The organism is Ruegeria sp. AP7 (genome assembly GCF_056539905.1).
This window is the reverse complement of the sequence record NZ_JBQFVT010000011.1, coordinates 38,795-63,539: the sequence shown is the minus strand read 5'-3', so window position 1 is coordinate 63,539 and position 24,745 is coordinate 38,795. Positions and strand designations below refer to the sequence as shown.

Sequence of the window (24,745 nt, the reverse complement as noted above, 5' to 3'; positions counted from 1 at the left end):
GTGAGACCGGTCCTGCACGGAGATATCAGCGCAGCGGCGCGGGCTTTGCTGGCTGCGCCGCTAGCCGACCGTGATCAGTTGAGCACCCTTTTGATCTCTGGGGCCGAACTGTCAGATCAGCACGTCGCCAGAACGGGTCGGCTGCATCCGGTTTACGGCAATGGCTCACTAATGGCGGCTGCACGCAGTCGACCGCTGGCAGATGAACCAAGTTTCGATGATCTGCAATATTGCCAGTGTTTCGAGATGGTTCTGCTAAAACTGATCCGGTTTCAGATTAAGCAGTCGCGCAGCTGACACATTTGGATGCGGCAAGGTCCAATTTTAGCCGACCGTGGGCAATTTCCTCGCCGCAATCTTCGCAATAGCCGAACTCGTCCTCTTCCATCCGGACAAGCGCAGCCTGAAGACGATGAACTTCGGTGTTCCGCCGAACCTGCTGGGCTTTCGCCATCGCCTGATTTTGAAGGGCATCCATTCGGCTAAGTCGACCAACTGCCTGTTGATCCAGTTCCACAATCGATTGAGCTTCTTGGCCGGCTGCGGATTGCGTGGCCAGATCGCCAAGGCGTTGGTGGATGAGTTGCCGGAATTGCTCCAGTTCAGCTGAGTTCATTTTTTGTTGCACTGTGCATCAAGGGTTTGCGTTTGGCGTTTTTGCCACTAGATGGCTATTCTAAGCGCAGCAAAGGATGAAAAGCCATGTTCGAAACGCGCAGCCAAGTGACGCCAGTGGATCCCGTTTGGGACCGCATAACCTCTGAAGCCCACGCGGCCGTTGAAAAAGAGCCACTGATGGGCGGATTGGTGCATGCCTGTATACTGCATCACCGCAGCCTGGAAAGGGCGCTTTCCTATCGCATCTCGGCCAAGCTGTGCTCGAACGAGATGTCGATGATGGTGCTGCGCGAGATAGTGGACGAGGCTTATGCCGACGACAAAGCGCTGCTCGAAGCCGCGCGCGCAGACCTGATGGCAGTCTATGAGCGCGATCCGGCCTGCCACCGTCTGCTGCAGCCGATTCTGTATTTTAAAGGCTATCAGGCGATGCAGGCCTACCGTGTGGCCCATTGGCTTTGGAAGAAGGGACGGCATGATCTGGCCTATTTCTTCCAGATGCGGTCATCCGAGATTTTCGGGATCGATATCCATCCCGCCGCGCGGATTGGTAAGGGCATCATGATTGACCATGCGCATTCCATCGTGATCGGTGAGACTGCCGTTGTGGGTGACAATGTCTCGATGCTGCATTCGGTAACACTGGGCGGGACCGGCAAGGAAGAAGAACAGCGCCATCCCACGATTGGTGATGGAGTTCTGATCGGCGCTGGTGCTAAGGTTCTGGGCAATATTGAGGTCGGCCATTGCAGCCGTATCGCGGCGGGTTCTGTGGTGCTGCAAGAGGTTCCACCGTGCACGACGGTTGCGGGTATTCCCGCCAAGATCGTGGGCGAGGCCGGGTGCGATCAACCTTCGATCTCGATGGATCATATGCTGGGGAAAGACCAGTAAATCTGAGTTATTAAACGAAAAAGGCCGCCTCGGGGTTCGAGGCGGCCTTTTTTGTGCGTATTCCAGCTGGCTTAGGCCAACATGACCATCGGGTTTTCCAGATTATCGACGATGGCTTGCAGCAGCTGAGCGCCAAGCGCGCCGTCGATGACCCGGTGATCAACCGACATGGTGACGGACATGACGGTGGCGACCGTCAACTCTCCATCATCTCCGACAACGGGTTTCTTGAGGCCAGTGCCGACTGCGAGAATACCGGCATGCGGCGGGTTCACGATGGCATCGAAATTGTCGATGCCGAACATGCCCAAGTTCGAAACGGCGAAAGTGCCGCCTTGGTATTCATGCGGCGCCAGCTTGCGTTCGCGGGCGCGACCGGCGAGGTCTTTCATCTCGGTCGAGAGCGCCGACAGTGATTTGGTGTCGGCATCTTGCAGGACCGGAGTGAACAGACCACCCTCGATGGCGACGGCAACAGCCACATCCGAAGGTTTCAGTTGCAGAACCCGGTCGCCCGCCCAGACAGCGTTGCATTCGGGCACTTGCTGCAGCGCGTTGGCGACGGCTTTGATGATGAAGTCGTTGACGCTGAGCTTCACTCCGCGGCCTTCAAGCTGCTTGTTCAACTGGCTGCGGAACTTGAGTAGTGCATCCAGTTTGATGTCGCGGCGCAGGTAGAAATGCGGGATGGTCTGCTTCGCCTCAGACAGACGCGCGGCGATGGTCTTGCGCATGCCGTCGAGTTTGATCTCTTCGTATTCGCGACCTTCATACATCTTGGCCACGGCGTCTGCCGATGGGCCTGCAGGCGCAGCGGCGGCTGGAGCGGCCGCAGCAGCGGGCGCTGGTGCCGCTGCAGGTGCGGCTGTGGCGCTTTCCACATCGGCTTTGACGATACGACCATGAGGACCAGAACCTGAGATTTGTGCCAGATCCAGGCCTTTTTGTGCGGCAATCCGACGAGCAAGGGGGGAGGCGAAGATACGACCGCCATCCGCTTTGGCCGGCGCTGCCGGGGCAGGGGCGGGCGCCTCGGGTGCCGCTGGTGCGGCAGCCTCGTTGCCCGCTGCAGCTGCTGGCGCAGCCGCGGGAGCGGCGGTTGGCGTGGTTGCGATATCATCAGCGCTTTCGCCGTCTTCAAGCAAGACTGCGATCGCGGTGTTGACTTTAACGCCTTCAGTTCCCTCAGGAATAAGGATTTTGCCGACGGTGCCTTCGTCAACAGCTTCAAACTCCATTGTTGCCTTGTCGGTTTCGATCTCGGCTAAAAGATCGCCTGAGGAGACGGTGTCGCCTTCCTTGACGAGCCATTTTGCAAGTGTGCCTTCCTCCATCGTCGGGGACAGGGCAGGCATCAGGATTTCGGTGGGCATTTCAGCGCTCCTCAATCAGAGTAATTTGGTCAAAGGGCGCTTTGGGGCGCCCGGTGCCGCGTGCGAGCGTCGCAATCGCAGCCTCGATTTTATCTTTGTTCTCCGCCATCCAGACATAGGCGGTCTGGTGCGAGGGGCGCGCGCCGATCAACCGCATATCCGCCGCAAGCCGTTCGGGCACAAGCGCCCGCACGGTCCGGTCGTCGAGATCGATCTCGACACGGTAGCATTCGGTTGCTGGATCGCGGCCCCTGATCTCCATTACCGGTAGGTCACCTGTTTCACCGCTGCGATCACCTCGTCTGTGGTGATCAGCGCCAGCTTTTCGAGGTTCGCTGCATATGGCATCGGAACATCTTTGCCGGTGAGGGTGATGACCGGTGCGTCGAGATAATCGAACGCTTCCTGCATCACGACCGAGCTGATGTAGCTACCAACGGAACCTTGCGGCCAGCCTTCTTCGACGGTCACAAGACGGTTGGTTTTCATCACCGAGTTGATGATCGCGCCGGTGTCCATCGGGCGGATAGTGCGCAGGTCGATCACCTCGGCACTGATGCCGTCCTCGGCCAGCTTGTCGGCGGCTTCCAGCGCATATTGCATGCCGATGCCGAAGCTGACGATGGTCACGTCCGAGCCTTCGCGCCAGATGCGGGCCTTGCCCAGCGGGATGGTAAGGTCATCCACTTGCGGCACGTCGAAGGAGCGGCCGTAGAGGATTTCGTTTTCAAGGAACACAACCGGGTTCGGATCACGGATGGCCGATTTCAGCAGGCCTTTGGCGTCGGCTGCGGAATAGGGCATCACCACCTTGAGGCCAGGCACCTGCATGTACCACGCGGCGTAGTCCTGGCTGTGCTGAGCAGCCACGCGGGCGGCGGCACCGTTGGGGCCACGGAACACGATGGGACAACCCATCTGACCGCCAGACATATAAAGCGTCTTGGCGGCAGAGTTGATGATCTGGTCAATCGCCTGCATGGCGAAGTTGAAGGTCATGAACTCGACAATTGGTTTCAGACCGCCGAACGCTGAGCCGACCGCGATACCGGCAAAGCCGTGCTCAGTGATCGGAGTGTCGATGACACGCTTGGCGCCGAACTCATCGAGCAGACCTTGGGAGATTTTATACGCGCCCTGATATTCGGCGACTTCCTCGCCCATCAGATAGACATCTTCATCACCGCGCATTTCTTCGGCCATCGCATCGCGGAGTGCTTCGCGGACGGTTTCGGACTTCATCTCTGCATCTGCGGGCCAGTCGGGCGACAGGTCGACCACCGGCGCAGCAGGGGCAGTGGCAGAAGTGGGGGCCTCAACCGCCGCTGGGGCGGCCTCGGTCACCGCTGCGGCCGCGGGTGCAGCCGCGGGCAGGGCCGAGGCGTCTTCGCCTTCTTCCACAAGCACGGCGATAGGGGTGTTCACTTTGACCCCCTCTGTGCCTTCAGCGATCAGGATTTTGCCGACGATGCCTTCATCGACGGCCTCAAACTCCATCGTCGCCTTGTCAGTTTCGATCTCGGCCATGATGTCGCCCGAGGATACGGTGTCGCCTTCCTTAACCAACCATTTGGCCAGTGTGCCCTCTTCCATCGTGGGCGAAAGGGCGGGCATGAGAATTTCGGTTGCCATGTCTTATTCGTCCTCTCAGGCGTAAATGTCGGTCCAGAGCTCATCCAGCGACGGCTCCGGGCTTTCTTTCGAGAATTCAGCGGCTTGATTGACGATTTCTTTGATTTCTTTGTCGATCGCCTTCAGGTCATCCTCGGTCGCATGTTTGCCGGTTAGCAGCAGCTCGCGCACGTGTTCGATCGGGTCGCTTTGTTCGCGGACCTTCTGAACTTCTTCGCGCGTGCGGTACTTAGCTGGGTCGGACATCGAATGGCCGCGATAGCGGTAGGTTTTGACCTCGAGGATGTAGGGGCCCTTGCCAGCGCGGCAGTGGGCGACGGCCTTCTCACCAGCAGCTTTGACCGCCAGAACGTCCATGCCATTGACGATCTCGCCGGGGATGCCGAACGCCTCGCCCCGATGGTAGATGTCTTTGGTTGAGGTCGAACGCGTCTGCGACGTGCCCATGGCGTATTGGTTGTTCTCGATCACAAAGACAACCGGCAGATCCCAGATCGCCGCCATGTTGAACGTCTCATAAACCTGGCCCTGGTTGGCCGCGCCATCACCGAAATAGGTGAAGGTTACGCCACCGTTTTCCTTGTACTTGTCGGCGAAGGCCAGACCTGCGCCCAATGGCACCTGAGCGCCGACGATACCGTGGCCGCCATAGAAGTGTTTCTCTTTCGAGAACATGTGCATCGAGCCGCCTTTACCTTTTGAAAGGCCACCTTCGCGACCAGTCAATTCGGCCATCACACCGCCCGGATCCATGCCGCAGGCCAACATATGTCCGTGGTCGCGATAAGAGGTAATCCGCTTGTCACCCTCTTGGGCGGCAGCCTCAAGACCAACTACGACCGCCTCTTGTCCGATGTAAAGGTGGCAGAACCCACCAATCAGACCCATGCCATAAAGCTGACCAGCCTTTTCTTCGAATCGGCGGATCAGCAGCATTTCGCGGTAGTAGGTCTTAAGCTCTTCCGCAGAAACGTTTGGTTTCTTTGTGGTTTTTCGCGCAGCCATCGTGGCGATCTCCCCCTCTCGGACAGATAGTTTAGCGTTAAACTATCTCATAAAGCATTTAATCCCTTCTGGCGAGTGCTAATGTGACGCGGGGGCAATACCTTGAGTTGCATCGCTGCCAGCCGATCAATTTGTGCAATTGAATCAGTTGCGATTTTGGTATTACCGAGGAAGGACGCAGCAGAATTAATGCAGGCCGGCGAACATGATGATCCTAAGAGAGCCAAAACTGGTGTTCATAAAGACCAAGAAAACCGGAGGATCTTCCATCGAAATTGCTCTTGGTCAACTATTGAGGGCAGGAGACTTTGCCTCTCCGCTTACCAGAGAGGAAGAGAGCCTTCGAAGTGGCAAGCGAAAAATAGTCCTGAAATCGGTGAAGATGCTGCGCGAACGAGGAGGTGGTAAAATCCGGGTGCGAAATCCGCATGCCGGAATTGAAATTGTGAAGGGTTACCTGTCTGATCTTGCCGATGATTGCACAAGTTTTTGCGTTGAGCGTAATCCATGGGACAAGGCTGTTTCAGCGTTCTATTTTTGGATGCACCAGCGAAAGACCGAGATTACAAGCCCGACGGAACAGTTCTCACGTTTTTGCCAGGCACAGCTGAGATATTTTTCGGATTTCCACCTTTATTCTGAAGATGGAGTGATCGCGGTCGATAAAGTGCTGCAATATGACAATCTTCAGGATGAATTCGAAAGTTTTTTGAAGAGCTTGGGGATTGATGGCATCTCGTTGAACGGGGTGCGGGCAAAGTCCGGAATTCGACAATCCAGCAGATTCGAACAGTTCTACGGCGAGGATTGGAGTTTCAATACTGTAGAGCGGGTGGCCGAAGTATTCCGCGAAGAAATAGATGCGTTCGGCTACCATGTTCCAAAGACGTAAGGGCCGAGAAAACCGTAACTATCTTCTAAACCTCATTTCCATTGATCAGCGAATGACAATCTCGTCCGCGCGGATCATGCCAAGGATCGAGCGCGCCTGTTGGTCCAGCAGATCGAGGTCCAGATAAGTGTCGGACAGGCGACGGGTCATATTTTCCATTCGCGCGATCTCATCCTGAAGCAGGGTAAGGTCGCGGGACAGCGCGTCACGTTCCGCTGCAATTTCCACACGTCGGAACAAGCCATAATCCCCCTGCACGGCGGCAAAGGTGAAATAGACGCCTAACATAAAGGCGACCGAGTAGAATGCGAATGCCCCAAGACCGGGTCGATAGGAACGGGTCACCGTGTAAACCACCGTAGAACGAACTGCCTCAAAACGTGCCCTTAGCGGGCATCTACCGGTACTATGTCACAGGTGATTCGGCTTGTGAATCCCCTGTGAATAAAAAGGTCAAATCTGAGGGTTGGGCGCTTACCGAACCAGAGCGGCGACGCCTGGCAGGGCCTTACCTTCCATCCATTCCAGGAACGCACCACCTGCGGTGGAGATATAAGAAAATTCAGCCGCTGCACCCGATGCGTTCAGCGCGGCCACCGTGTCACCTCCACCCGCGACAGAGGTTAGTTTGCCATCTCGGGTCAAAGCCGCGGCTTGCAGCGCGGCGGCATTGGTGGCGGCGTCGAACGGGGTCAGCTCGAACGCGCCAAGCGGGCCGTTCCAGATCAGAGTCTGGCTTTTCTCCAGCACCTCGGCCACGGCTTCGACGCTTCCGGGGCCAGCGTCCAGTATCATGGCGTCGGCAGGGCATTGATCCGCGGGCAGAACCTGATGCGGTGCGTTTGCCTCGAATGCCTCGGCCACGACGATGTCGCGCGGCAGGACGATCGTGCAGCCTGTAGATTCGGCTTTGTTCAGGATTTCTGCAGCGGTGTCGGTCATGGCGTGTTCGGCCAGAGATTTTCCGACGTCGATCCCTTTGGCCACCAGGAAGGTATTGGCCATACCTCCGCCGATTACGAGGTAATCGACCTTCTCGATCAGGTTGCCTAACAGGTCTAGTTTGGTTGACACTTTCGCGCCACCGACAACGGCAGTGACGGGGCGATTGGGTGCACCCAAGGCAGCCTCAAGCGCGCTGAGTTCCTGTTGCATCAGACGACCGGCGCAGGCCGGTAGCAGGCGGGCAAGTGCTTCGGTCGAGCTGTGCGCGCGGTGGGCGGCCGAGAAGGCGTCGTTGCAATAGACATCGCCCAGTTTTGCCATGCCTTCAGCAAGGGGCAAGCTGTTCTTGGTTTCTTCGGCATGGAAACGGGTGTTTTCCAATAGCAGTACCTCGCCTGCACCCAGCGATGCTGCGGCAGCTTCGGCCTCAGGACCGACGCAATCATCGGCGAACCGAACCGGTGTGCCAAAGGCGGTCTCGAGCGCCGGGACCAATTGCCTGAGAGACATCTCGGCGACGCGTTCGCCTTTCGGCCGACCGAAATGGGCCAGCAGGATCGGCTTGCCGTTTGCGGCGAGGATATCGCGCACGGTTGGCACGATGCGCTGAATGCGGGTGTCATCCGTGACCACACCATCCGCGACGGGCACGTTGATATCCACACGTACCAGAACCCGTTTGCCGTTCAGTTCCATATCGTCCAGAGTTTTCCAGCCCATCGCGTCTATCCTTGCCCATTACATCCAGTTTCAGGCGGTTCTTTTCCTGCATTTTGCCTTCAGGTCAATGCGTCACTTGGCATTCGCGCGTCTGCGTCATAGGTATTTGCGCAAGTTTCAAAGACAGGAGGGCCAGATGGCCGAGATCAAAGACCCCGAAAACACGATCATCATCGAGCTGAAAGACGGCAATGTCGTTATCGAGCTGCTACCCGACGTGGCCCCTCAGCACTCGGCCCGCATGAAAGAGCTGGCGCGTGGTGGCGAATATGACAACGTTGCCTTCCACCGTGTGATCGACGGGTTCATGGCGCAAACCGGTGACGTACAGCATGGCGACATGGAAGACGGTTTCAACATTCGCATGGCAGGCACTGGCGGATCGTCGCTCCCGAACGTACCTGCCGAGTTCTCGAAGCTGCCCCATGATCGCGGCACTTTGGGCGCGGCACGCTCGGCCAACCCGGATTCGGCCAACTCGCAATTCTTCATCAACTTCAAGGACAACCATTTCCTGAACGGTCAGTACACCGTGTATGGTCGTGTCATCGATGGAATGGAGCATGTGGATGCCATCGTTCGTGGTGAGCCGCCTGCGAGCCCTGACCGGATGATCAGCGTGAAGGTGGCCGCCGATGCATAAGCTGGCTGCTGCATTCGTCGTGTTGGCCAGCCCTGCGCTGGCGACAGGCCTTGAGATCGAAATCGAAGGCGAGGGGGCGAATGGAACCGTTACGGTCGACCTCTTCGAAGACCTTGCACCAAAGCATGTCGAGCAGATTACCGCTCTGGCCGCTGACGGTCAGTATGATGGCGTTGTGTTTCACCGCGTGATTGATGGCTTCATGGCTCAGACCGGTGATGTGCAACATGGCCGCGTAGGCGCGGACATGCGTCGCGCCGGAACAGGTGGGTCAGATCGCCCAGACCTGCCTGCTGAGTTCTCGGACTACAATTTTGACCGGGGCGTTGTCGGCATGGCACGGGCACAGGATCCCAACAGCGCAAACTCGCAGTTCTTCATCATGTTCGAGCCCGGTCCGTTCCTGAACGGCCAATACACCGTCGTTGGCCAAGTTACCGACGGGATGGATGTAGTCGATGCGATCAAGCGCGGCGACGGCCCTAACGGTGCTGTTATCGGTCAGCCCGATGCGATGAAAAAGGTCACCGTGACCGAATGAACGAAAAAAGCCCCGGCTCGCGACAGCGGACCGGGGCTTTCAGAAACGGACCGATCAGTCGTCGGACGACATCGCCCGCCAGATCAGCGCGCCAATTGCGCCGCCAATCAGGGGCGCCACCCAGAACAACCAAAGCTGAGCTAGTGCCGGACCGTCGGCAAACAGCGCCACGCCAGTTGACCGGGCAGGGTTTACCGAGGTGTTCGTCACTGGAATCGAAATCAGATGGATCAGCGTCAGCCCCAACCCGATGGCAATCGGCGCGAATCCTGCCGGAGCACCGCTGGACGTTGCCCCCAAAATGATCACGATGAAGAAGGCCGTCATGACGATTTCGATTACCAACGCGGACATCATCGAATAACCTTCGGGCGAGGCCTCGCCATACCCGTTCGAGGCAAACCCTCCGACACCTTCAAAACCCGGCGCTCCGCTTACGATTAAATAGAGCACGGCTGCTGCCGCGATGGCTCCGATCACCTGAGCGATCCAATAAGGGATCAGATCTTTGGCGTCGAACCGCCCGCCTATCATTAGGCCAAGGCTGACTGCCGGGTTGAAATGCCCGCCCGAGATATGCCCGACCGCGTAGGCCATGGTCAGCACTGTGAGGCCAAAGGCAAAGGAAACGCCCAGCCAGCCGATACCCACATCGGCGACGCCCGCAGCCAGAACCGCGCTGCCGCAGCCTCCAAGTACGAGCCAAAAAGTGCCAAAGAATTCAGCCATAAGTTTCGATGACATGAAAAGTCCTCCAGAAAACAATGGTTTTAAGACTAATTCATAAAGTGCGTTTTGTGAAACTGACGTTTGCGGGGAAATTCTTAGGCTCTTTCACAGCGAGTGGAAACTATCCAGTGCGTCCGTAGAACGTCTGGCGCGCGCTTTCCGATAATGAGATGCCGGGTTCAGTATTGTAGGCGAGCACGGCAAGAATACGGGTTTGTTCACCCTCGTTTGGTGCAACCCGATGGATCGAATTCCGGCCGCGGAAGAACACCAGCGTTCCAGCGCTGGCGTCAAGCCTATTAACCGGGGTACGGCCATTAAGGATGTCTCCAACCGCGTCAAAGCTCATCTCACCGGCATCTGCATTGCGCACATCACGAACGTACTCAAATGACCCGCCCTGTTCCGGAGGTTGCACCATCAAAGTGATCGCGAATGAAGAGTTGTCGAAGTGCCAACCCAACTCTTGGCCTTGCTCGGCAAAATGCAGGTTAATGGACGACAACGGGTCGGCATATTCATACAGCGCGTCTTCTTCCAGCACGTCGCACAGAAAGGCGCGGAATACATTTGAATCATATAACGCCCGCAGGGCGGAGGATTCGGCAATTTGATCATCTGTCAGGCAGCCTTTTGAGGATGTAACCAGCCTGTTGCGCGGGTGATCAGGATTGTAGGCAGGGTCCTTCGGGCTGAGATAGACCGTATGTTTTTCGGTCTTCGCATAAACCTTTTCCCGATTGGCTAGACCTTCGGCCCGAATCGAGGATATCGCGCCCTCTTTGACAAAACCCGGCATCTCCAGCACACCGTCGCGTTGATAGCACTGTCTGAGTTTCGCGCAAAATTCCGCATCCTCGATCGGGTATGTGGTGAGGTCAACAATATCTGCCAGTTCCATTGAGCCTCCAGGCCGTTGAGTGCAATTTTCCCAACCGGTGTAGGACTTATTCTGTAACCGAGAAACAAAAAAAACGCCGCGATCAGGATCGCGGCGTTTCAGCAGGACAGAATGACCTGTCGTTATTGTTTGACTTCTGCTGCAGGGTTGGCACCCGATTTGCCGCCGCGACCGGGGTTCAGCGGGTCGTCCTGACGCTGTACGGAACCCTCAAAATGGGCGCCGCTTTCGATCGCGATGGTCTTGTGGATGATGTCGCCTTCGACTCGTGCGGTCGAGGTCAGGCGGACCTTCAGGCCACGTACGCGGCCCACGATGCGGCCGTTGACGACGACGTCATCGGCAGTAACTTCACCCTTGATGGTGGCAGTTTCGCCGATGGTCAGCAGATGGGCGCGGATGTCACCTTCTACGGTGCCTTCAACCTGGATATCGCCCGAGGTTTTCAGGTTTCCGGTGATGTGAAGATCCGAGGACAGGACCGATGCGGGCGGCTTTGGCTTGGGCGGGGTGCTCGCCTTGGTTTCAGCCGGTGCAGGAGCCGCCGGAGTGGCCGGTGCGGCTGGTTTTGCTGCCTCAGTCTCTTTCGATCCGGGTTCGTTGATTTTGCTCTTAGAAAACATTTCTCGCAGCCTTGATATAAGTCATTGGGTTAACAGGTTTTCCGTTCACACGGACCTCGTAGTGCAAGTGTGTGCCGGTCGACCGTCCGGTGCTACCCATATCAGCAATATGATCCCCGCGCGAGACCCTTTGACCAACCTTTACGCGTACCTTGGTGTTATGAGCGTAAAGTGTCTCAATCCCAAAGGCGTGCTTGATCTTAACCAGCCGTCCGAAACCCGATTGCCAGCCTGCATGAGTGACAACACCATCAGCAGTCGCGAAGATATCGGTGCCCGAGGGGCCGGCAAAATCAGCGCCATTATGCATGCGGCGACCGCCGGTCTTGGGATCGCGCCGCGTACCGTAGCCGCTGGTGAAACGAACCGCTGCACGCACCGGGCTGGCGAAGGGGGCCTTTTCGGCAGCGATGCGATAGAGGTTCAGCTGGTCCATCTGTTCCAGCAGGATATTTGCGCGGATCTGGTCGGGGGTCAGTTCCTCACCGCGCGTACTAAGGGATAAAGGGGTCAGCGGACCGCCCATACCGCTATATCCGCGACGAACCTCGTCGAGGATACGATCTGTGGGCATGCCCGCGTTGCGGAACATCTTGTCGAGGGGTTCGACCGAGATCACCATGGCCTCTTCCAACTGGCGGAAAATCTCGTCGCTGCGTTCCTGCATCAGACGAATTTCAAGTTCTAGCTCATCGCGCTGATGCAGCGCGCCTTGTGCGTCAGCTGCAATCTGGTCGCGCTGTGCAGCGGTCCTAGCCAGAGCGTCTGTCATGAATGCCATTTGCGCGGGATTGGCCGATGCCGCCATATACGCAGAATCCCGACCGGCGCTTTGTTGCAGTTCGGCCAATTCAATTCGGGCGTCTTCACGCTGTTTCATCGTGGCGCGCAGTGTGGTCTGGATAACCTCGATGCCGGTCTCCAGCTCGCGGCGGCGGTTCTCGGATTCCAGCAACTCGGACTGCATGACCGAAATCTGTTCCAGCGCCGCGTTGAACCTGTCATGGGCGGCCAAAGCCTCGGCAGCGCGCGTATCACGTTCATCCGACAGGATATTCAGGCGCTCTTGATAGGTTGCTTGATCGCGCTTGGCTTGTTCCCGGAAATTGCCAGACCCAATACTGTCCATCAGCAGGATCGACGTGGCAATGGCGGTCCAGGCGACCATTACCCCGACACCAGCGACGGCGGCGATCTGGGTCTCCGAACTTAGCCGGATAAACCGTGTATCATTGTCAGATTTCAGAAAAACCCGGCGCTCTGGAAAGTGCCGCTCAAGCAGTGAGTGTAGTTTAATTGCCAGACGTGTCCGCACGCGTCCTACCTCAATTGTCCCCATATCTCGGAGCCGGTCGTGAGTGAGTAGCCGCTCCTTGACGCGATTGCATAAAGGGGTCGGGGCATTCGGGCAAGTTTGTTAACCAATCGAGCGCAATGAACGGAGTTTTACCGCACGTGATCGGCGGGAATTTGCCGATAACAGGCGTTTGCTGTCAGTCTGATACAACTCCGGGTGGTGGCAGGTCTTCGGTCAGGGGCCAATAGAAATCAGGGGGCAGTCCGGCCTCGGCGCGCTTCTCTTCGTTGAAGGGGGGTTTCAGCGCTCCGTGGAAATAGCGGCGCACAAGGGCGTGAAACACATCCTTGGGATCCGCATTCTCGCGCCCGCACAGAAAGTGAAACCATTTCGAGCCATAGGCAACATGGCCGACCTCTTCGGCATAGATCACCTCAAGCGCGGCAACGGCGTCATCAGCCTTGGCCTTGCGGAAGATGTCTACCATGCCAGGGGTCACATCAAGCCCGCGCGCTTCAAGAACCATCGGGACGACGGCAAGGCGGCCCATCAGGTCCTCGGCGGTGTCCTCGGCGGCGCGCCACATTCCCGCATGGGCGGGCAGGGCGCCATAATGGCTGCCCATCTGTTCGAGGCAGTCGCAGACCATCTCGAAATGGCGCGATTCTTCTTCGGCACATTTCACCCAATCGTCATAGAAGCCGATGGGCATCGGCACATGGCCAAATCGGGCAATGATGTCCCAATGCAGGTCCACGGCGTTCAACTCTATATGCGCGACGGCGTGTAACAGCGCGATACGGCCCGCCTCGGACCCGGGCCTGCGGCGGGGCACATCCCGAGGCGACAATAGTTCGGGCTTTTCAGGCCGCGCAGGGTAAAGCGGTGGCTCGGCGGTGCCCACTTCGATCTTGGGCGCGTCGCCCTGCCGGGATGTAAACCAGGCAACGGCGTATTGTTTGGACAGGGCGGTTTTCTCGCGTCCGACCGATGTGGTCAAAACCTCAGTCGCCATTTCGGTCAGTGTTTTTGACACGCTTGCCCCCTTACGCTGCAGTCCGCGTGGGTCATACCCTTGATGCCCGCCCGGGTCGAGAGGGTCAGAGTGCGCGCGCAGCCTCAAGCACTTCGTCCACATGGCCCGGCACTTTCACCTTGCGCCAGATACGGGCTATTTTGCCCTCGGCATCGATTAGAAAGGTTGAACGTTCAATGCCCATCGATTTCCGCCCATACATGTTCTTTTCGACCCAAACGCCATAATCCTCGCACACGGTCTGACCCTCATCGGACAAAAGTGGCGTGGTCAGGCCGTGCTTCGCGACGAATTTGTCGTGCTTTGCCAAGGTGTCGCGCGAGATGCCGAAAACGTTAGCACCCGCATCCGCAAAGGCTTGCAGTTGTTCCGAGAAACCGATGGATTCCTTAGTGCAGCCCGGCGTATCATCGCGGGGGTAGAAAAATAGAACGACGGCACGGCCGCGTTGTTCCGACAGGGACACCTCGCCGCCGCCATCGCGGGGCAGAGTAAAGTCGGGTGCGATGTCTGAGACTTCGGGCATATTCAAACTCCGGCTGGGAAATTAACGGTTGCCGCATATCATAGGGCTCCGTTTGCAGGTTGAAAGGCGTGGGACGTAAATTGGTCCAGCAAGAACAGCAGGATGACGCCGGTTCGGTTAAAAAGCCCCGACGTCGGTCGCGTCGACGGACTGCTGGCTTGTGGACACTGCGCGGTGTCTTCATTCTTGTTCTTCTGGCCCTGGTCACAGGCTTCATGGTGGTGGGGCAGCGCATGCACGCGCCGGATTGGCTACGTGATCGGGTTGAAACTCGGTTAGATCAGGCGCTGGGCGGCGTCAAAGTGCGGTTCGGCGATGTCAGCTTTATCATTCATGAAGGCTGGCGTCCTCGATTGCGTTTGACCGATGTCCGCATCAGTGACGCGGACGGACGGCAGATCGCCGAAGTGTCCGACCTGCGGGCCAGCCTCTCTATGCGCCCGCTGCTGCGCGGTCATGTGCGGCCCAAGCGGATCATCCTGCAAGGCGCGCAGATCGCTTTGACAAGGCGTGTGGACGGAGCCCTTTCTCTGACGGTGGGTGCGGGCAGTGCGCCGGTCGGGCAAGCTCCGAATCTGGCGCAGCTGATCGAGGCTTCGGATGAGGTGTTCCAGGCGCCTGTCTTGTCAGCCCTGACCTCGGTTGAACTGGATGCAATTACGCTGGACTATCAGGATCTGCGGCTGGGCCGGTCCTGGGTGCTGGATGGTGGGCGCATTCAGGCGACCCGCAGCGCGCGCGAGGTTCGACTGGCCACCAGCTTTTCGGTACTTGCCGGGCGGGACTACGTAAGCACGATCGAGGCCAATTATACTAGTTCGCTTGGCAGCCCTGCCGCACAGTTTGGCATTTCGATCACCGATCTGCCTTCCGAAGATATTGGCGGACACAGCCCAGCTCTTGCATGGATGCAGGTGTTGCGCACGCCCATCTCTGGTGCTTTGCGTGGTAGCGTGGACCCCGAAGGCGCACTGGGTCCGGTCTTTGCCACACTGAACCTCGGTGCGGGTGCGGTGCAGCCGACACCAGAAACAACACCGATCAAGTTTGAATCGGCGAGGACCTATTTTACATACGATCCAAAGCTGCAGGCGCTGGACTTTAATGAGGTCTCGATCAATTCCGCTTGGGGAACAGTGCAGGCGGATGGAATTACCTTCCTGAAGGGGGTCAAAGCCGGCGGCTTGGAGAGCATGTCAGGGCAGTTCCGTCTGAGCGGGATTGAGATCAATCCGGTCAATTTGTTCCCTGAACCATTGAATCTGGCACGGGCCGATGTGGACTTTCAGATGAAACTGGCTCCGTTTCGGATGCAGTTGGGTCAGATGACAATCGAAGATGGTGCCCATCGCGCGCGCCTTAGCGGGTCATTGGCCGGTCTGACCGAAGGTTGGGTTGCCGAGATTGACGCGCAGATCGACAAGATGAGCTCAGATCAATTGTTGAAATACTGGCCAGAACGTCTTGCGCCGAAACCGCGTCTCTGGATCACTGAAAACCTGTATCAGGGCGAAATGTCGGATCTGGATTTCGCTCTGCGTCTGCGGCCCGGAGAAAAACCCGACATCTATGCCGATTTTGAGTTCGAAGATACCAAGGTCCGGTTCGCCAAGACGCTTCCGCCCATTCAGGATGCGCAAGGGCAGGCAAGCCTGCTGAACGGACGGTTTACGGTTTCGGCCCAGAAGGGGATCGTAATTGCGGACGAGGGCGGTGCGGTTGATGCTTCGGGCACTTCGTTTATCATTCCAGACACCCGTATCAAGAAATCCACGCCCGGGATCGCCCGCGTGCAGGCCAAGGGTAGCGTGACGGCTGCCCTGTCTTTATTGGATCGGCCACCGCTGCAATTATTGACCAAGGCCAATCTTCCCATAGAGCTGGCAGAAGGTCAGGTCAGTCTTTCGGGTACGTTGTCGTTGCCCATGATCAAGGGCTTGAAGCTTGAAGACACACGATTCCATTTTTTGGGCGAACTGGTCGATCTGGACAGTGACAGGCTGGTGCCGGGGTTTGAAGTCAGTGCCGACCAGCTCGATCTGAAAGGGGATCAAACGGAGGTCGCCATTTCGGGCGAGGGCCTGTTTGGCGTCGTACCAGTTAAAGCCACCTGGCGACAGCCCATCGGCGGCGACACCGCGCAACGTAGTGAGCTGACAGGGCAAATTGAAATCTCTCCGCGCCTGATGGAACAGATAAATGCCGGTTTACCCAAAGGGATGCTAACCGGACAGGGGGTCGCCGACTTTTCACTGGGTATCGGCGCAGGTGAACCGCCACTTCTGAACGCAAACTCTGACCTGGTGGGGGTGGCTCTGGCCATCCCCGAGTTGGGGTGGAGGAAAGGGGCAAACAGCAGTGGCGCCTTAACAGCCGAAGCGACGCTAGGCGCGCAACTCAGCGTCGATGAGCTGCGCATCGAGGCGGCGGGGTTGCGAACATCAGCCACGATCTCTTTCAGAGATGGTGGGTTTGACCGCGTGCGCTTCAGCTCATTTGAATTGGGCAACTGGTTGGCTGTTCCTGCGGAACTGATCGGGCGAGGGGCGGCGTTACCGGACATCCGCGTGTTGGGCGGCGTGCTTAATCTGGGTAAATCGACCTTGGGTGAAGGGGCTAGCAGCGGAGGTAGGGCAGCTGGACCTGGGCCGAAACTCGACGTCAAATTGGACCGGTTACAGGTTACCGAGACGGTGGCATTGACCGGGTTAACCGGCTTGTTTCAAACCACAGGCGGGTTGATGGGTGGATTCGCAGCTCAGGTCAACGGTGGCGCGCGGATCAAAGGCCAGGTGACGCCGCGCGATAATCGAACGGCGGTTGGGCTGACTTCCGAAGATGCGGGTGCGGTTCTGCGTTCGGCTGGTGTTCTGACGCAGGCGCGTGGCGGGTCCATGCAATTGCAACTCGACCCGATTGCCGAGCCCGGAAACTACGACGTTGACCTAAAAATCAAGAATACACGGATCACCGACGCTCCGGCGATGGCGGCCTTGTTGAACGCGATCAGTCTGGTGGGGCTGTTGGACGAGATGGCGGGACAGGGCATATTCTTTGCAGCCATCGATAGCAAAATGCGCATCACCCCGACCGAAGTGAAGGTTTTAAGTGGCAGCGCCGTGGGGCCATCTATGGGACTTTCATTCGAGGGCACCATTGATACGGTGACTCAAATGCTGAACCTGCGCGGCGCGATCTCGCCAATTTATCTGGTTAATGCGATAGGCAGTGTTCTGTCGAAGAAGGGCGAGGGGGTTTTCGCCTTCAATTATACCCTGACAGGCCCACTGAGCGATCCAAAGGTTTCTGTCAATCCGCTGTCCGGGCTGGCCCCGTTGTTCCTGCGAAACTTGTTGCGCGAGCCCGCGCCGACTGTCTCGGATGGCCCAAATGCAACGCCTGACCGATCGGACCAACCCCATCCGGCTGTGCAATCACGCGGCGAGGACCGTTGATCTGAGCGGTGGCCGAATCTGTTGGGCCGATGTATGGCGCGGCCATGAAACTCAGCGATTTTGATTTCCATCTGCCTGAACACCTGATTGCGACGCGGCCTGCCAGCCCGCGCTCATCGGCACGCCTGCTACTTGCGCAGCAGGATACCATTCGGGATCAGCGAGTCCACGAACTACCGGACATATTGCTCCCTGGGGACCGGCTGGTCTTGAACGACACGCGCGTCATCCCAGCACGCCTAAATGGCCGCCGCCATCGCAGCAGCGCACAGGGGCCTGTGTCTGCAGCGATCGAAGCGACGCTGCTGGACCCGCAATCCGACGGCTGCTGGGCTGCACTGATCAAACCGCTAAAGAAGGTCAAACCTGGCGAAGAAATCGTGTTTTCAGATGACCTAAGTGCGACCCTGGATCGGGTTGCCGATGGCCAGGCCTTTCTGCGTTTCAACCTGACCGGAGAGGATTTCGACCAAGCCTTGGAGCAGGCTGGCGCGATGCCATTGCCGCCTTATATTGCGGCGAAACGTGCTGCGGACGAACAGGATAAGACCGATTATCAAACTGTATGGGCGCGGAACTCTGGTGCTGTCGCAGCCCCGACAGCGTCGCTGCATTTCGACGATGCGTTGCTGCAGGCGCTTTCAGCACGTGGTGTCGAGTTTACCCATGTCACTTTGCATGTGGGTGCGGGCACCTTTCTGCCAGTTAAGGTCGAGGACGTGGCGACCCACAAAATGCATGCTGAATGGGGCCGTGTCAGCGCGCAGGCCGCAGCCGATATCGCCGCGACCAAAGCAGCGGGTGGGCGGATCATTCCTGTGGGCACGACGGCCTTACGTCTGATCGAAAGTGCTGCACGTTCAGGGCAGATCGAACCGTGGGAAGGTGAGACCGACATATTCATTTACCCCGGATTTCAGTTTCACGTCACTGATGCGTTGATGACTAACTTTCATCTGCCGAAATCCACACTGTTAATGTTGGTTTCCGCGTTGATGGGACAGGATCGAGTCAAGTCAATTTATGATCACGCGATCGCGGATGAATATCGCTTTTTCTCCTACGGCGACGCATCTCTTTTGATCCCCTAGTCGCATCTGTTTCATCCGCGCCGCAACAATGTCGTAGACAGGCGCGACGCGGATAGTATTTGATCGCAAAGCGAACAAAACAAATCAGCAATTTGGGTTGGCAGAATGCTTCAGGTTCTTTCCAGCGCTTGGGCGCTTCTTCTGGGTATGGGATTGCTGATGGTCGGCAACGGCCTGCAGGGCACTCTGCTGGGCGTGCGTGGCGAGATTGAGGGGTTTTCTACCCTCGAAATGTCATTTGTAATGTCCGCCTATTTTGTTGGATTTCTCGGCGGTTCGCGTTTGGCGCCCGAAATGATCCGTCGCGTCGGTCATGTGCGCGTATTCGCAGCACTGGCTTCGTTTATTTCGGCCGTCATGATAATGTATCCGATGCTTGCCGATCCCATTGCCTGGTCGCTGGGCCGGGTCGTGATCGGATTCTGTTTCTCGGGTGTGTATGTGACCGCTGAGAGCTGGCTGAACAACGCCGCAAACAACGAGAACCGAGGACAGGCCCTTTCGCTTTATATGATCGTGCAGATGGCGGGTGTGGTCAGCGCTCAGGCCCTGCTGCTGGTTGGTGACCCCGCCGGGTATGAAACCTTTGTCATCGCGTCGATTCTGGTTTCGATCTCGTTTGCACCCATTTTGTTGTCGATCTCTCCTACACCTGCGTTTGACACCACCAAGCCGATGACCCTGCGCCAGTTGATGGAAACATCACCGCTGGGCTGCGTTGGCATGTTCTTGTTGGGCGGGATTTTCTCGGCTCAATTCGGGATGAGCGCCGTTTATGGTGCGCAAGTAGGTCTGAGTCTGGTTGAAATTTCGATCTTCGTGGCGGTGTTCTATATTGGAGCGGTATTGCTTCAGTTTCCGTTGGGCTGGATGTCCGACCGGATGGATCGTCGCGTATTGATTATATTGGTCTCGGCGGTTGGCGGGGTCGGTGCCGTTATTGGCATGGTGCTGGGGGTAACATTCACGATGCTTCTTGTTGCGGCCTTCTTTATTGGCGGCATGACAAGCCCGCTCTATTCCCTGCTGATAGCTTATACCAACGATTATCTGGAGTATGATGATATGTCGGCGGCCTCGGGCGGGCTGGTATTCATCAATGGCCTTGGAGCTATCGCCGGGCCAATTATTACCGGCTGGCTGATGGGCACAGGCGTTGTCGGGCCAAAGGGTTTCTTTCTGTTTATCGCTACGCTGATGTTTGCCATGGCCGCCTACGCCGCCTATCGGATGACCCAGCGAGTCTACACACCGGTGGATGAGACGGGCGCGATTGCTCCGATCTACCCAACTTCGTCACCTGTTGCGCTGGAAGTCGCCCAAGAGGTTGCTATTGAAGCAGCGCAAGATGAGCAAGATGCGCAAGAACCCGCCCGTGCGCCGGAATTGTGACTTTAGTGTTGCAATATGTTACTGTCACAAATCTGTAAAAGTGATTTTAATGACGTTACGTCCTGGGGAGGACAATTACGGAGTCTAGGGCAATGGCAGGTCCTGAAGAAGTATTGAGTTTTTGGTTAGATGAGGTCGGCCCCGAGGGGTGGTACCTACAGGATGAAGCGCTGGATGCGCGGATCCGAGACAAATTCCTTTCAACCTGGAAAGCAGCGTGTGAAGGCAAGTTTTCGCTCTGGCTGACCTATCCCAGCGGGACGCTGGCTTACATTATCCTTTTGGATCAGTTGCCTCGCAATATGTTCCGGGGCAGCAAGCAAGCCTTTGCATCCGATAGGGCGGCACTGGCGGCAGCAAAATGCGCGGTCGACAAGGGCTGGGATCTAAAGATCGATGAACCCGCGCGGCAGTTCTTCTATCTGCCAATGATGCACTCGGAAAATTTGTGCGATCAGGAGCGTTGTGTACGCATGATGCTTGAGCGGATGCCCGAAAGTGGCGACAGTAATCTGCTGCATGCGCGCGCGCATCGCGAGGTGATCCGAAAATTCGGTCGTTTCCCATACCGAAACGATGCACTGGAAAGGGCAACTACTGATCACGAAGCCGCATATGTGAGCAATGGTGGCTACGGATCAACAGTACGTGAATTGCAGGCCGCGACCTAGGTCGCGGGCTCGCAACCCTTGATGATCAGTATCCGGTTGGTGATGTTGTCTGCAGAAGTCGTGATCGCATAGTTGATCAGGTCTTCCGGACGTTCGACAAGGTTCGCCAAGCGAGATTGGGTGTTTTCAAGCTTCCCCTCCAAACTGTTCAAGCGTTGCAGTGTGGCGCTGAGCTGTTGGCGCATGGTTTCATCAAGCTGTGCTCTCTGGCCAAATGAGGCAAGATCGCTGCGCAGCTCTGTAATCTCTACTCTTATGCCTTGCGCCTGTTCGCGTAATGGCGCCACTGCTTGCAAGTTCTCAGCAAATCCGGTCCGAATTTGGTCTGCGGATTGCAAAAGTTTCCACCCCAGGAAGAGGCATAAGGCCAGCAATATCAATGTCGCGTTCAAAAAAGCCAGTAATAAGTCCTTGAGGGTTTTGGCCATGTTTCGCCTTTCGAAATATGGTGGATATCAAAAACAAATGGTTCCGAAGTCTCCGTTCTAGCCTTTGCGGCGGCACGGGTATAGGCTGAATTCAGCTTGATAATGGCGAAATTACCCTGCGTCACATATGTCGCGGGAAGTTATGTTGATGCGTTGGGAAAAATAGTTTAACGGTAAACTAGTTTTTAAACCGATCTGTGCCGAGAGGGAAACATGGCTGCACAATCCTATGATCTGATCGTAATCGGGGCTGGCCCCGGTGGCTATGTGGCCGCTATTCGCGCGGCACAATTGGGCCTTAAGACCGCTGTCGTTGAACGCGAGCATTTGGGCGGCATCTGCCTGAACTGGGGCTGTATCCCCACAAAGGCGCTGTTGCGGTCATCGGAAGTGTTCCATCTGATGGAGCGTGCCAAGGATTTTGGCCTGAAAGCTGACAAGGTCGGTTACGATCTGGACGCCGTGGTCAAACGCTCGCGCGGGGTTGCGGCGCAGCTTTCCGGCGGAATCGGTCACCTGTTGAAGAAAAACAAAGTGGCCGTTGTGATGGGAGAAGCGACCATTCCGGCCAAAGGCAAGGTCAGCGTGAAAACTGACAAAGGCACCGAGGAGCTGACAGCGAAGAACATCGTTCTGGCCACTGGCGCCCGTGCGCGTGAACTGCCGGGGCTCGAGGCTGATGGCGATCTGGTCTGGACCTACAAACACGCGCTGCAGCCGCCGCGGATGCCCAAGAAATTGCTCGTTATCGGTTCGGGCGCGATCGGAATCGAATTCGCCAGTTTCTACAACACGCTGGGAGCAGACACGACTGTTGTCGAAGTCATGGATCGCGTTCTGCCGGTCGAAGATGCTGAGATCAGCGCGTTTGCAAAAAAGGCCTTCACCAAGCAAGGCATGACCATCATGGAAAAAGCAATGGTCAAGCAACTGGACCGCGCCAAGGGCAAAGTATCCGCGCATATCGAGGTGAAAGGTAAGGTCGAGAAGCACGACTTTGACACCGTGATTTCGGCGGTTGGTATTGTCGGCAATGTTGAGAACCTCGGGCTTGAGGCTCTGGGCGTAAAGATTGACCGCACCCATGTTGTGACGGATGAATTCTGCCGTACCGAGGTTGAAGGACTTTATGCGATTGGCGATATCGCGGGCGCGCCGTGGCTTGCGCACAAGGCGAGCCACGAAGGAGTTATGGTCGCTGAGCTTATTGCTGGTAAGCACGCGCATCCAGTCAAACCCGAAAGCATCGCTGGCTGTACCTATTGTCAGCCTCAAGTCGCCTCGGTCGGATACAGCGAAGCCAAGGCCAAAGAGTTGGGGTACGACATTAAGGTCGGCCGGTTCCCGTTCATTGGCAACGGCAAGGCCATCGCACTGGGTGAGCCTGAAGGGCTGATCAAAACCGTGTTTGATGCCAAGACTGGTGAACTGCTGGGCGCGCACATGATCGGTGCTGAAGTGACCGAGCTGATCCAGGGCTATGTGGTGGGCCGCCAGTTGGAGACCACCGAAGAAGATCTGATGAACACTGTCTTCCCGCACCCAACGCTGTCGGAAATGATGCATGAAAGCGTGCTGGATGCCTATGGGCGCGTGATCCACCTGTAAGGAAGGGGGCTCAGCCCCCGTCGCGGTACGCCGCGACTCTCCGGGATATTTATCGCCAGATGAAGCAGGGTATCCGTACTTCATCTGGCTGGAAATATCCCGGAGCGCGAGGCAGAGCCTCGTAAAATACCATGCTTATTTCCTGGTCAAAGCGTCCAGAATGCGCGCCCACGAGCGGATTCCCTTGTGGAAACTTTTGACGTCGTATTTCTCATTCGGTGAGTGAATGGCGTCGTCGTCATTAGCATAGCCGACCAGCATGGAATCCAAGCCCAACACCGAATTGAAATAACCAACGACAGGGATCGAGCCGCCCATGCCAGTGAAGACGGCCTCGCGGTCCCATTCATCCGAAAGCGCGCCGCGCGCGGCTTCGAATTCGGGGCGATTGAGGTTCATGACCGAGGCGGGCGAGCCCTCAAGGTCGTTATCCCATACTACTTTGGCATCCGATGACAAGCGATCTTCGACATGTTTGCGGATTCGATTGCGCGACGCATCCGGATCCATATCGCCAACCAGACGGCAGGTAATCTTGCAATGCGCCTCGGACGGGATAACGGTTTTGGAGCCAGCGCCGTTGTAGCCTCCCCACAAGCCGTTCACTTCCAGCGTCGGCCGCGCCCATTGTTGTTCGAGCGTCGAATACCCCTTTTCGCCGTGTGGTTCGGAGTAGCCAACGGAGTTCAGGTATTCCGCTTCGTCGAAACCACAATTCTGCCATTGGCGCAGTTGCTCCGCTGGGACTTCGTGCACGCCTTCGTAGAAGCCGTCGACCGCCACGCGACCGGTGTCTTCGTCGTAGAATGAGGCAACGATGCGCGATAGCTCTCGCAACGGGTTCAGGCCGGGTCCGCCATAATGGCCTGAATGCAGGTCGATGCGGGGGCCGATGATGGTGAATTCATCCTTGAGCATGCCGCGCAGTTGCGACGCGATTGACGGCACGCCGCGCGACACCATAGAAGTGTCACAGACCAGAGCCAGATCAGCCTGAAGCTCGGCTTTATTTGCTTCGAGAAACGGAACCAGAGATGGCGATCCGGATTCTTCCTCGCCCTCAAAGAAAAAGGTAATGCGGCAGGGCAGGGAGCCGTGAACCGCTTTCCAGGCGCGGCAAGCTTCTACAAAGGTCATCAACTGACCCTTGTCATCGGAGGACCCACGACCGCGGATCACTTGACCATGTGCGGTGTCTTCCAATGCTGGATCGAAGGGGTCGCGGTTCCACAGTTCCAGCGGGTCAACCGGTTGTACGTCATAATGGCCATAGAACAGAACATGAGGGCCTTCGTTGCCTTCGCCGACATGACCAACAACCATAGGATGGCCCGGGGTTTCTCGCTTTTCAGCGTTGATGCCGATGCTTTTCAAATCATCGACCAACCAGTCTGCGGCTTTGTCGACGTTCTCCTTGAACGCTGGATCAGTGGAAATAGAGGGGATTCGCAGGAACTCCATCAGGCGATCGATAGAGGTTGTCAGATCGGTATCGATCCGGCTCAGTACAGCGTCAAGCGACATGGGTCTCTCCTGAAAGGTCTGGATTTGGCGCAGAGCCTAGCAGCGCAAACGGGGCCGTCCAGCCCGTTTTGCCTTAAGAATCGGTGAATCTGCCTGCGTCGTTTCCTCGCGTCTGGTTGCCGTAACTTTACTTGTCGGATAGCCGCTTAGTAGGTATTTGATGCAAATCAAAGTTGGGTTCAACGGTTTGGCTGTAGGCAG

At 57.0% G+C, this 24,745-nt stretch carries 26 protein-coding genes; 11 read left to right on the top strand and 15 right to left on the bottom strand.

What is annotated here, in order from left to right; all coding sequences use genetic code 11:
- Nucleotides 1–297, top strand: coding sequence for a DUF7742 family protein (locus ACR0KN_RS17390; protein WP_480655313.1), 297 nt, complete (start codon nt 1–3; stop codon nt 295–297).
- Here ACR0KN_RS17390 and ACR0KN_RS17385 read toward each other — a convergent pair.
- Nucleotides 278–343, bottom strand: a complete 66-nt coding sequence (locus ACR0KN_RS17385; RefSeq protein WP_310793658.1) for a hypothetical protein — start codon at nt 341–343, stop codon at nt 278–280. The genes ACR0KN_RS17390 and ACR0KN_RS17385 overlap by 20 nt on opposite strands.
- On the opposite strand from ACR0KN_RS17385, the gene ACR0KN_RS17380 reads away from it, so the two are divergent.
- Both ACR0KN_RS17380 and cysE read left to right on the top strand, forming a co-directional pair.
- Entirely contained in the window at nt 335–610 is a 276-nt protein-coding gene (locus ACR0KN_RS17380) for a hypothetical protein (RefSeq protein WP_311201793.1), read from the top strand. The two genes, ACR0KN_RS17385 and ACR0KN_RS17380, sit on opposite strands and share 9 nt — an antisense overlap.
- Nucleotides 611–702: 92 nt before the next feature.
- A complete protein-coding gene (gene cysE, locus ACR0KN_RS17375; protein ID WP_170472221.1) occupies nt 703–1,512 on the top strand; it encodes a serine O-acetyltransferase in 810 nt (269 codons plus the stop codon).
- 71 nt (nt 1,513–1,583) lie between these two features.
- On the opposite strand, the gene ACR0KN_RS17370 is transcribed toward cysE, so the two are convergent.
- Genes ACR0KN_RS17370 through pdhA form a run of 4 tightly spaced genes read right to left on the bottom strand, consistent with a single transcriptional unit; the run spans nt 1,584 to nt 5,522 of the window.
- Nucleotides 1,584–2,885 carry a pyruvate dehydrogenase complex dihydrolipoamide acetyltransferase gene (locus ACR0KN_RS17370; RefSeq protein WP_480655311.1) on the bottom strand — a complete coding sequence of 434 codons (1,302 nt, stop codon included), beginning with the start codon at nt 2,883–2,885 and terminating at the stop codon, nt 1,584–1,586.
- A 1-nt stretch (nt 2,886) separates the two neighbouring features.
- Entirely contained in the window at nt 2,887–3,147 is a 261-nt protein-coding gene (locus ACR0KN_RS17365; protein ID WP_010442121.1) for a hypothetical protein, read from the bottom strand.
- Complete coding sequence (locus ACR0KN_RS17360) at nt 3,147–4,517, bottom strand: pyruvate dehydrogenase complex E1 component subunit beta (RefSeq protein ID WP_480655309.1); 1,371 nt, start codon at nt 4,515–4,517, stop codon at nt 3,147–3,149. Before ACR0KN_RS17360 ends, ACR0KN_RS17365 begins: the two co-directional genes overlap by 1 nt.
- A gap of 15 nt (nt 4,518–4,532) precedes the next feature.
- On the bottom strand, nt 4,533–5,522 hold the full coding sequence (gene pdhA, locus ACR0KN_RS17355; RefSeq protein ID WP_480655307.1) for a pyruvate dehydrogenase (acetyl-transferring) E1 component subunit alpha: 990 nt from the start codon (nt 5,520–5,522) through the stop codon (nt 4,533–4,535).
- 382 nt (nt 5,523–5,904) lie between these two features.
- Here pdhA and ACR0KN_RS17350 point away from each other — a divergent pair, with 382 nt between their 5' ends.
- Nucleotides 5,905–6,414 (top strand): hypothetical protein, encoded by a 510-nt coding sequence (locus tag ACR0KN_RS17350; RefSeq protein WP_480655305.1) that lies wholly within the window; start codon nt 5,905–5,907, stop codon nt 6,412–6,414.
- A gap of 45 nt (nt 6,415–6,459) precedes the next feature.
- Here the strand turns inward: ACR0KN_RS17350 and ACR0KN_RS17345 are convergent, their stop codons facing one another.
- A complete protein-coding gene (locus ACR0KN_RS17345) occupies nt 6,460–6,759 on the bottom strand; it encodes a septum formation initiator family protein (RefSeq protein ID WP_170540555.1) in 300 nt (99 codons plus the stop codon).
- A 129-nt stretch (nt 6,760–6,888) separates the two neighbouring features.
- Nucleotides 6,889–8,079 carry a phosphoglycerate kinase gene (locus ACR0KN_RS17340; RefSeq protein WP_480655303.1) on the bottom strand — a complete coding sequence of 397 codons (1,191 nt, stop codon included), beginning with the start codon at nt 8,077–8,079 and terminating at the stop codon, nt 6,889–6,891.
- A 136-nt stretch (nt 8,080–8,215) separates the two neighbouring features.
- On the opposite strand from ACR0KN_RS17340, the gene ACR0KN_RS17335 reads away from it, so the two are divergent.
- The gene (locus ACR0KN_RS17335) at nt 8,216–8,722 is read left to right on the top strand and encodes a peptidylprolyl isomerase (protein ID WP_170396522.1); all 507 of its coding nucleotides are present in this window, start codon (nt 8,216–8,218) and stop codon (nt 8,720–8,722) included.
- Complete coding sequence (locus tag ACR0KN_RS17330) at nt 8,715–9,263, top strand: peptidylprolyl isomerase (protein ID WP_170540549.1); 549 nt, start codon at nt 8,715–8,717, stop codon at nt 9,261–9,263. Before ACR0KN_RS17335 ends, ACR0KN_RS17330 begins: the two co-directional genes overlap by 8 nt.
- Before the next feature lie 54 nt (nt 9,264–9,317).
- Here ACR0KN_RS17330 and aqpZ read toward each other — a convergent pair whose 3' ends face one another.
- From aqpZ to ACR0KN_RS17300, 6 genes are all read right to left on the bottom strand, one after another.
- Nucleotides 9,318–10,007 carry an aquaporin Z gene (gene aqpZ / locus ACR0KN_RS17325; protein ID WP_170540546.1) on the bottom strand — a complete coding sequence of 230 codons (690 nt, stop codon included), beginning with the start codon at nt 10,005–10,007 and terminating at the stop codon, nt 9,318–9,320.
- Between the two features lie 106 nt (nt 10,008–10,113).
- A complete protein-coding gene (locus ACR0KN_RS17320) occupies nt 10,114–10,893 on the bottom strand; it encodes a HalD/BesD family halogenase (protein ID WP_480655300.1) in 780 nt (259 codons plus the stop codon).
- Between the two features lie 122 nt (nt 10,894–11,015).
- Nucleotides 11,016–11,516 carry a bactofilin family protein gene (locus tag ACR0KN_RS17315; protein ID WP_010442130.1) on the bottom strand — a complete coding sequence of 167 codons (501 nt, stop codon included), beginning with the start codon at nt 11,514–11,516 and terminating at the stop codon, nt 11,016–11,018.
- Nucleotides 11,506–12,831, bottom strand: a complete 1,326-nt coding sequence (locus ACR0KN_RS17310) for a DUF5930 domain-containing protein (RefSeq protein ID WP_480655298.1) — start codon at nt 12,829–12,831, stop codon at nt 11,506–11,508. The genes ACR0KN_RS17315 and ACR0KN_RS17310 overlap by 11 nt, the downstream gene beginning before the upstream one ends.
- 178 nt (nt 12,832–13,009) lie before the next feature.
- A complete protein-coding gene (locus tag ACR0KN_RS17305) occupies nt 13,010–13,828 on the bottom strand; it encodes a ferritin-like domain-containing protein (RefSeq protein WP_480655403.1) in 819 nt (272 codons plus the stop codon).
- Nucleotides 13,829–13,913: 85 nt separating this feature from the next.
- A complete protein-coding gene (locus tag ACR0KN_RS17300) occupies nt 13,914–14,375 on the bottom strand; it encodes a peroxiredoxin family protein (RefSeq protein ID WP_170773220.1) in 462 nt (153 codons plus the stop codon).
- A 68-nt stretch (nt 14,376–14,443) separates the two neighbouring features.
- Here ACR0KN_RS17300 and ACR0KN_RS17295 point away from each other — a divergent pair, with 68 nt between their 5' ends.
- The 4 genes from ACR0KN_RS17295 to ACR0KN_RS17280 all read left to right on the top strand — a co-directional run bounded on the left by ACR0KN_RS17295 (nt 14,444) and on the right by ACR0KN_RS17280 (nt 20,984).
- The gene (locus ACR0KN_RS17295) at nt 14,444–17,830 is read left to right on the top strand and encodes a YhdP family protein (RefSeq protein WP_480655296.1); all 3,387 of its coding nucleotides are present in this window, start codon (nt 14,444–14,446) and stop codon (nt 17,828–17,830) included.
- A 44-nt stretch (nt 17,831–17,874) separates the two neighbouring features.
- On the top strand, nt 17,875–18,921 hold the full coding sequence (queA, locus tag ACR0KN_RS17290) for a tRNA preQ1(34) S-adenosylmethionine ribosyltransferase-isomerase QueA (protein ID WP_480455133.1): 1,047 nt from the start codon (nt 17,875–17,877) through the stop codon (nt 18,919–18,921).
- A gap of 105 nt (nt 18,922–19,026) precedes the next feature.
- Nucleotides 19,027–20,313, top strand: coding sequence for an MFS transporter (locus ACR0KN_RS17285; protein ID WP_170472195.1), 1,287 nt, complete (start codon nt 19,027–19,029; stop codon nt 20,311–20,313).
- Between the two features lie 92 nt (nt 20,314–20,405).
- Entirely contained in the window at nt 20,406–20,984 is a 579-nt protein-coding gene (locus ACR0KN_RS17280; RefSeq protein WP_170472193.1) for a DUF924 family protein, read from the top strand.
- Here ACR0KN_RS17280 and ACR0KN_RS17275 read toward each other — a convergent pair.
- Nucleotides 20,981–21,271 carry a hypothetical protein gene (locus tag ACR0KN_RS17275; protein ID WP_480655293.1) on the bottom strand — a complete coding sequence of 97 codons (291 nt, stop codon included), beginning with the start codon at nt 21,269–21,271 and terminating at the stop codon, nt 20,981–20,983. The two genes, ACR0KN_RS17280 and ACR0KN_RS17275, sit on opposite strands and share 4 nt — an antisense overlap.
- A gap of 354 nt (nt 21,272–21,625) precedes the next feature.
- Here ACR0KN_RS17275 and lpdA point away from each other — a divergent pair, with 354 nt between their 5' ends.
- The gene (gene lpdA / locus ACR0KN_RS17270) at nt 21,626–23,020 is read left to right on the top strand and encodes a dihydrolipoyl dehydrogenase (protein WP_480655291.1); all 1,395 of its coding nucleotides are present in this window, start codon (nt 21,626–21,628) and stop codon (nt 23,018–23,020) included.
- 135 nt (nt 23,021–23,155) lie between these two features.
- On the opposite strand, the gene ACR0KN_RS17265 is transcribed toward lpdA, so the two are convergent.
- On the bottom strand, nt 23,156–24,544 hold the full coding sequence (locus tag ACR0KN_RS17265; RefSeq protein WP_480655289.1) for a dipeptidase: 1,389 nt from the start codon (nt 24,542–24,544) through the stop codon (nt 23,156–23,158).
- Nucleotides 24,545–24,745: the final 201 nt, after the last annotated feature.

Bases quoted from the DNA above. Each gene is read 5' to 3' on its own strand.
- ACR0KN_RS17360 (WP_480655309.1), bottom strand. From the start codon at position 4,517: ATGGCAACCGAAATTCTCATGCCCGCCCTTTCGCCCACGATGGAAGAG.
- ACR0KN_RS17370 (WP_480655311.1), bottom strand. From the start codon at position 2,885: ATGCCCACCGAAATCCTGATGCCTGCCCTGTCCCCGACGATGGAGGAA.
- ACR0KN_RS17305 (WP_480655403.1), bottom strand. From the start codon at position 13,828: ATGGCGACTGAGGTTTTGACCACATCGGTCGGACGCGAGAAAACCGCC.
- ACR0KN_RS17335 (WP_170396522.1), top strand. From the start codon at position 8,216: ATGGCCGAGATCAAAGACCCCGAAAACACGATCATCATCGAGCTGAAA.
- ACR0KN_RS17315 (WP_010442130.1), bottom strand. From the start codon at position 11,516: ATGTTTTCTAAGAGCAAAATCAACGAACCCGGATCGAAAGAGACTGAG.
- ACR0KN_RS17350 (WP_480655305.1), top strand. From the start codon at position 5,905: ATGCTGCGCGAACGAGGAGGTGGTAAAATCCGGGTGCGAAATCCGCAT.
- pdhA (WP_480655307.1), bottom strand. From the start codon at position 5,522: ATGGCTGCGCGAAAAACCACAAAGAAACCAAACGTTTCTGCGGAAGAG.
- ACR0KN_RS17320 (WP_480655300.1), bottom strand. From the start codon at position 10,893: ATGGAACTGGCAGATATTGTTGACCTCACCACATACCCGATCGAGGAT.
- queA (WP_480455133.1), top strand. From the start codon at position 17,875: ATGAAACTCAGCGATTTTGATTTCCATCTGCCTGAACACCTGATTGCG.
- ACR0KN_RS17285 (WP_170472195.1), top strand. From the start codon at position 19,027: ATGCTTCAGGTTCTTTCCAGCGCTTGGGCGCTTCTTCTGGGTATGGGA.
- ACR0KN_RS17330 (WP_170540549.1), top strand. From the start codon at position 8,715: ATGCATAAGCTGGCTGCTGCATTCGTCGTGTTGGCCAGCCCTGCGCTG.
- ACR0KN_RS17340 (WP_480655303.1), bottom strand. From the start codon at position 8,079: ATGGGCTGGAAAACTCTGGACGATATGGAACTGAACGGCAAACGGGTT.
- lpdA (WP_480655291.1), top strand. From the start codon at position 21,626: ATGGCTGCACAATCCTATGATCTGATCGTAATCGGGGCTGGCCCCGGT.
- ACR0KN_RS17280 (WP_170472193.1), top strand. From the start codon at position 20,406: ATGGCAGGTCCTGAAGAAGTATTGAGTTTTTGGTTAGATGAGGTCGGC.
- ACR0KN_RS17265 (WP_480655289.1), bottom strand. From the start codon at position 24,544: ATGTCGCTTGACGCTGTACTGAGCCGGATCGATACCGATCTGACAACC.
- aqpZ (WP_170540546.1), bottom strand. From the start codon at position 10,007: ATGTCATCGAAACTTATGGCTGAATTCTTTGGCACTTTTTGGCTCGTA.
- ACR0KN_RS17300 (WP_170773220.1), bottom strand. From the start codon at position 14,375: ATGCCCGAAGTCTCAGACATCGCACCCGACTTTACTCTGCCCCGCGAT.
- ACR0KN_RS17365 (WP_010442121.1), bottom strand. From the start codon at position 3,147: ATGGAGATCAGGGGCCGCGATCCAGCAACCGAATGCTACCGTGTCGAG.
- cysE (WP_170472221.1), top strand. From the start codon at position 703: ATGTTCGAAACGCGCAGCCAAGTGACGCCAGTGGATCCCGTTTGGGAC.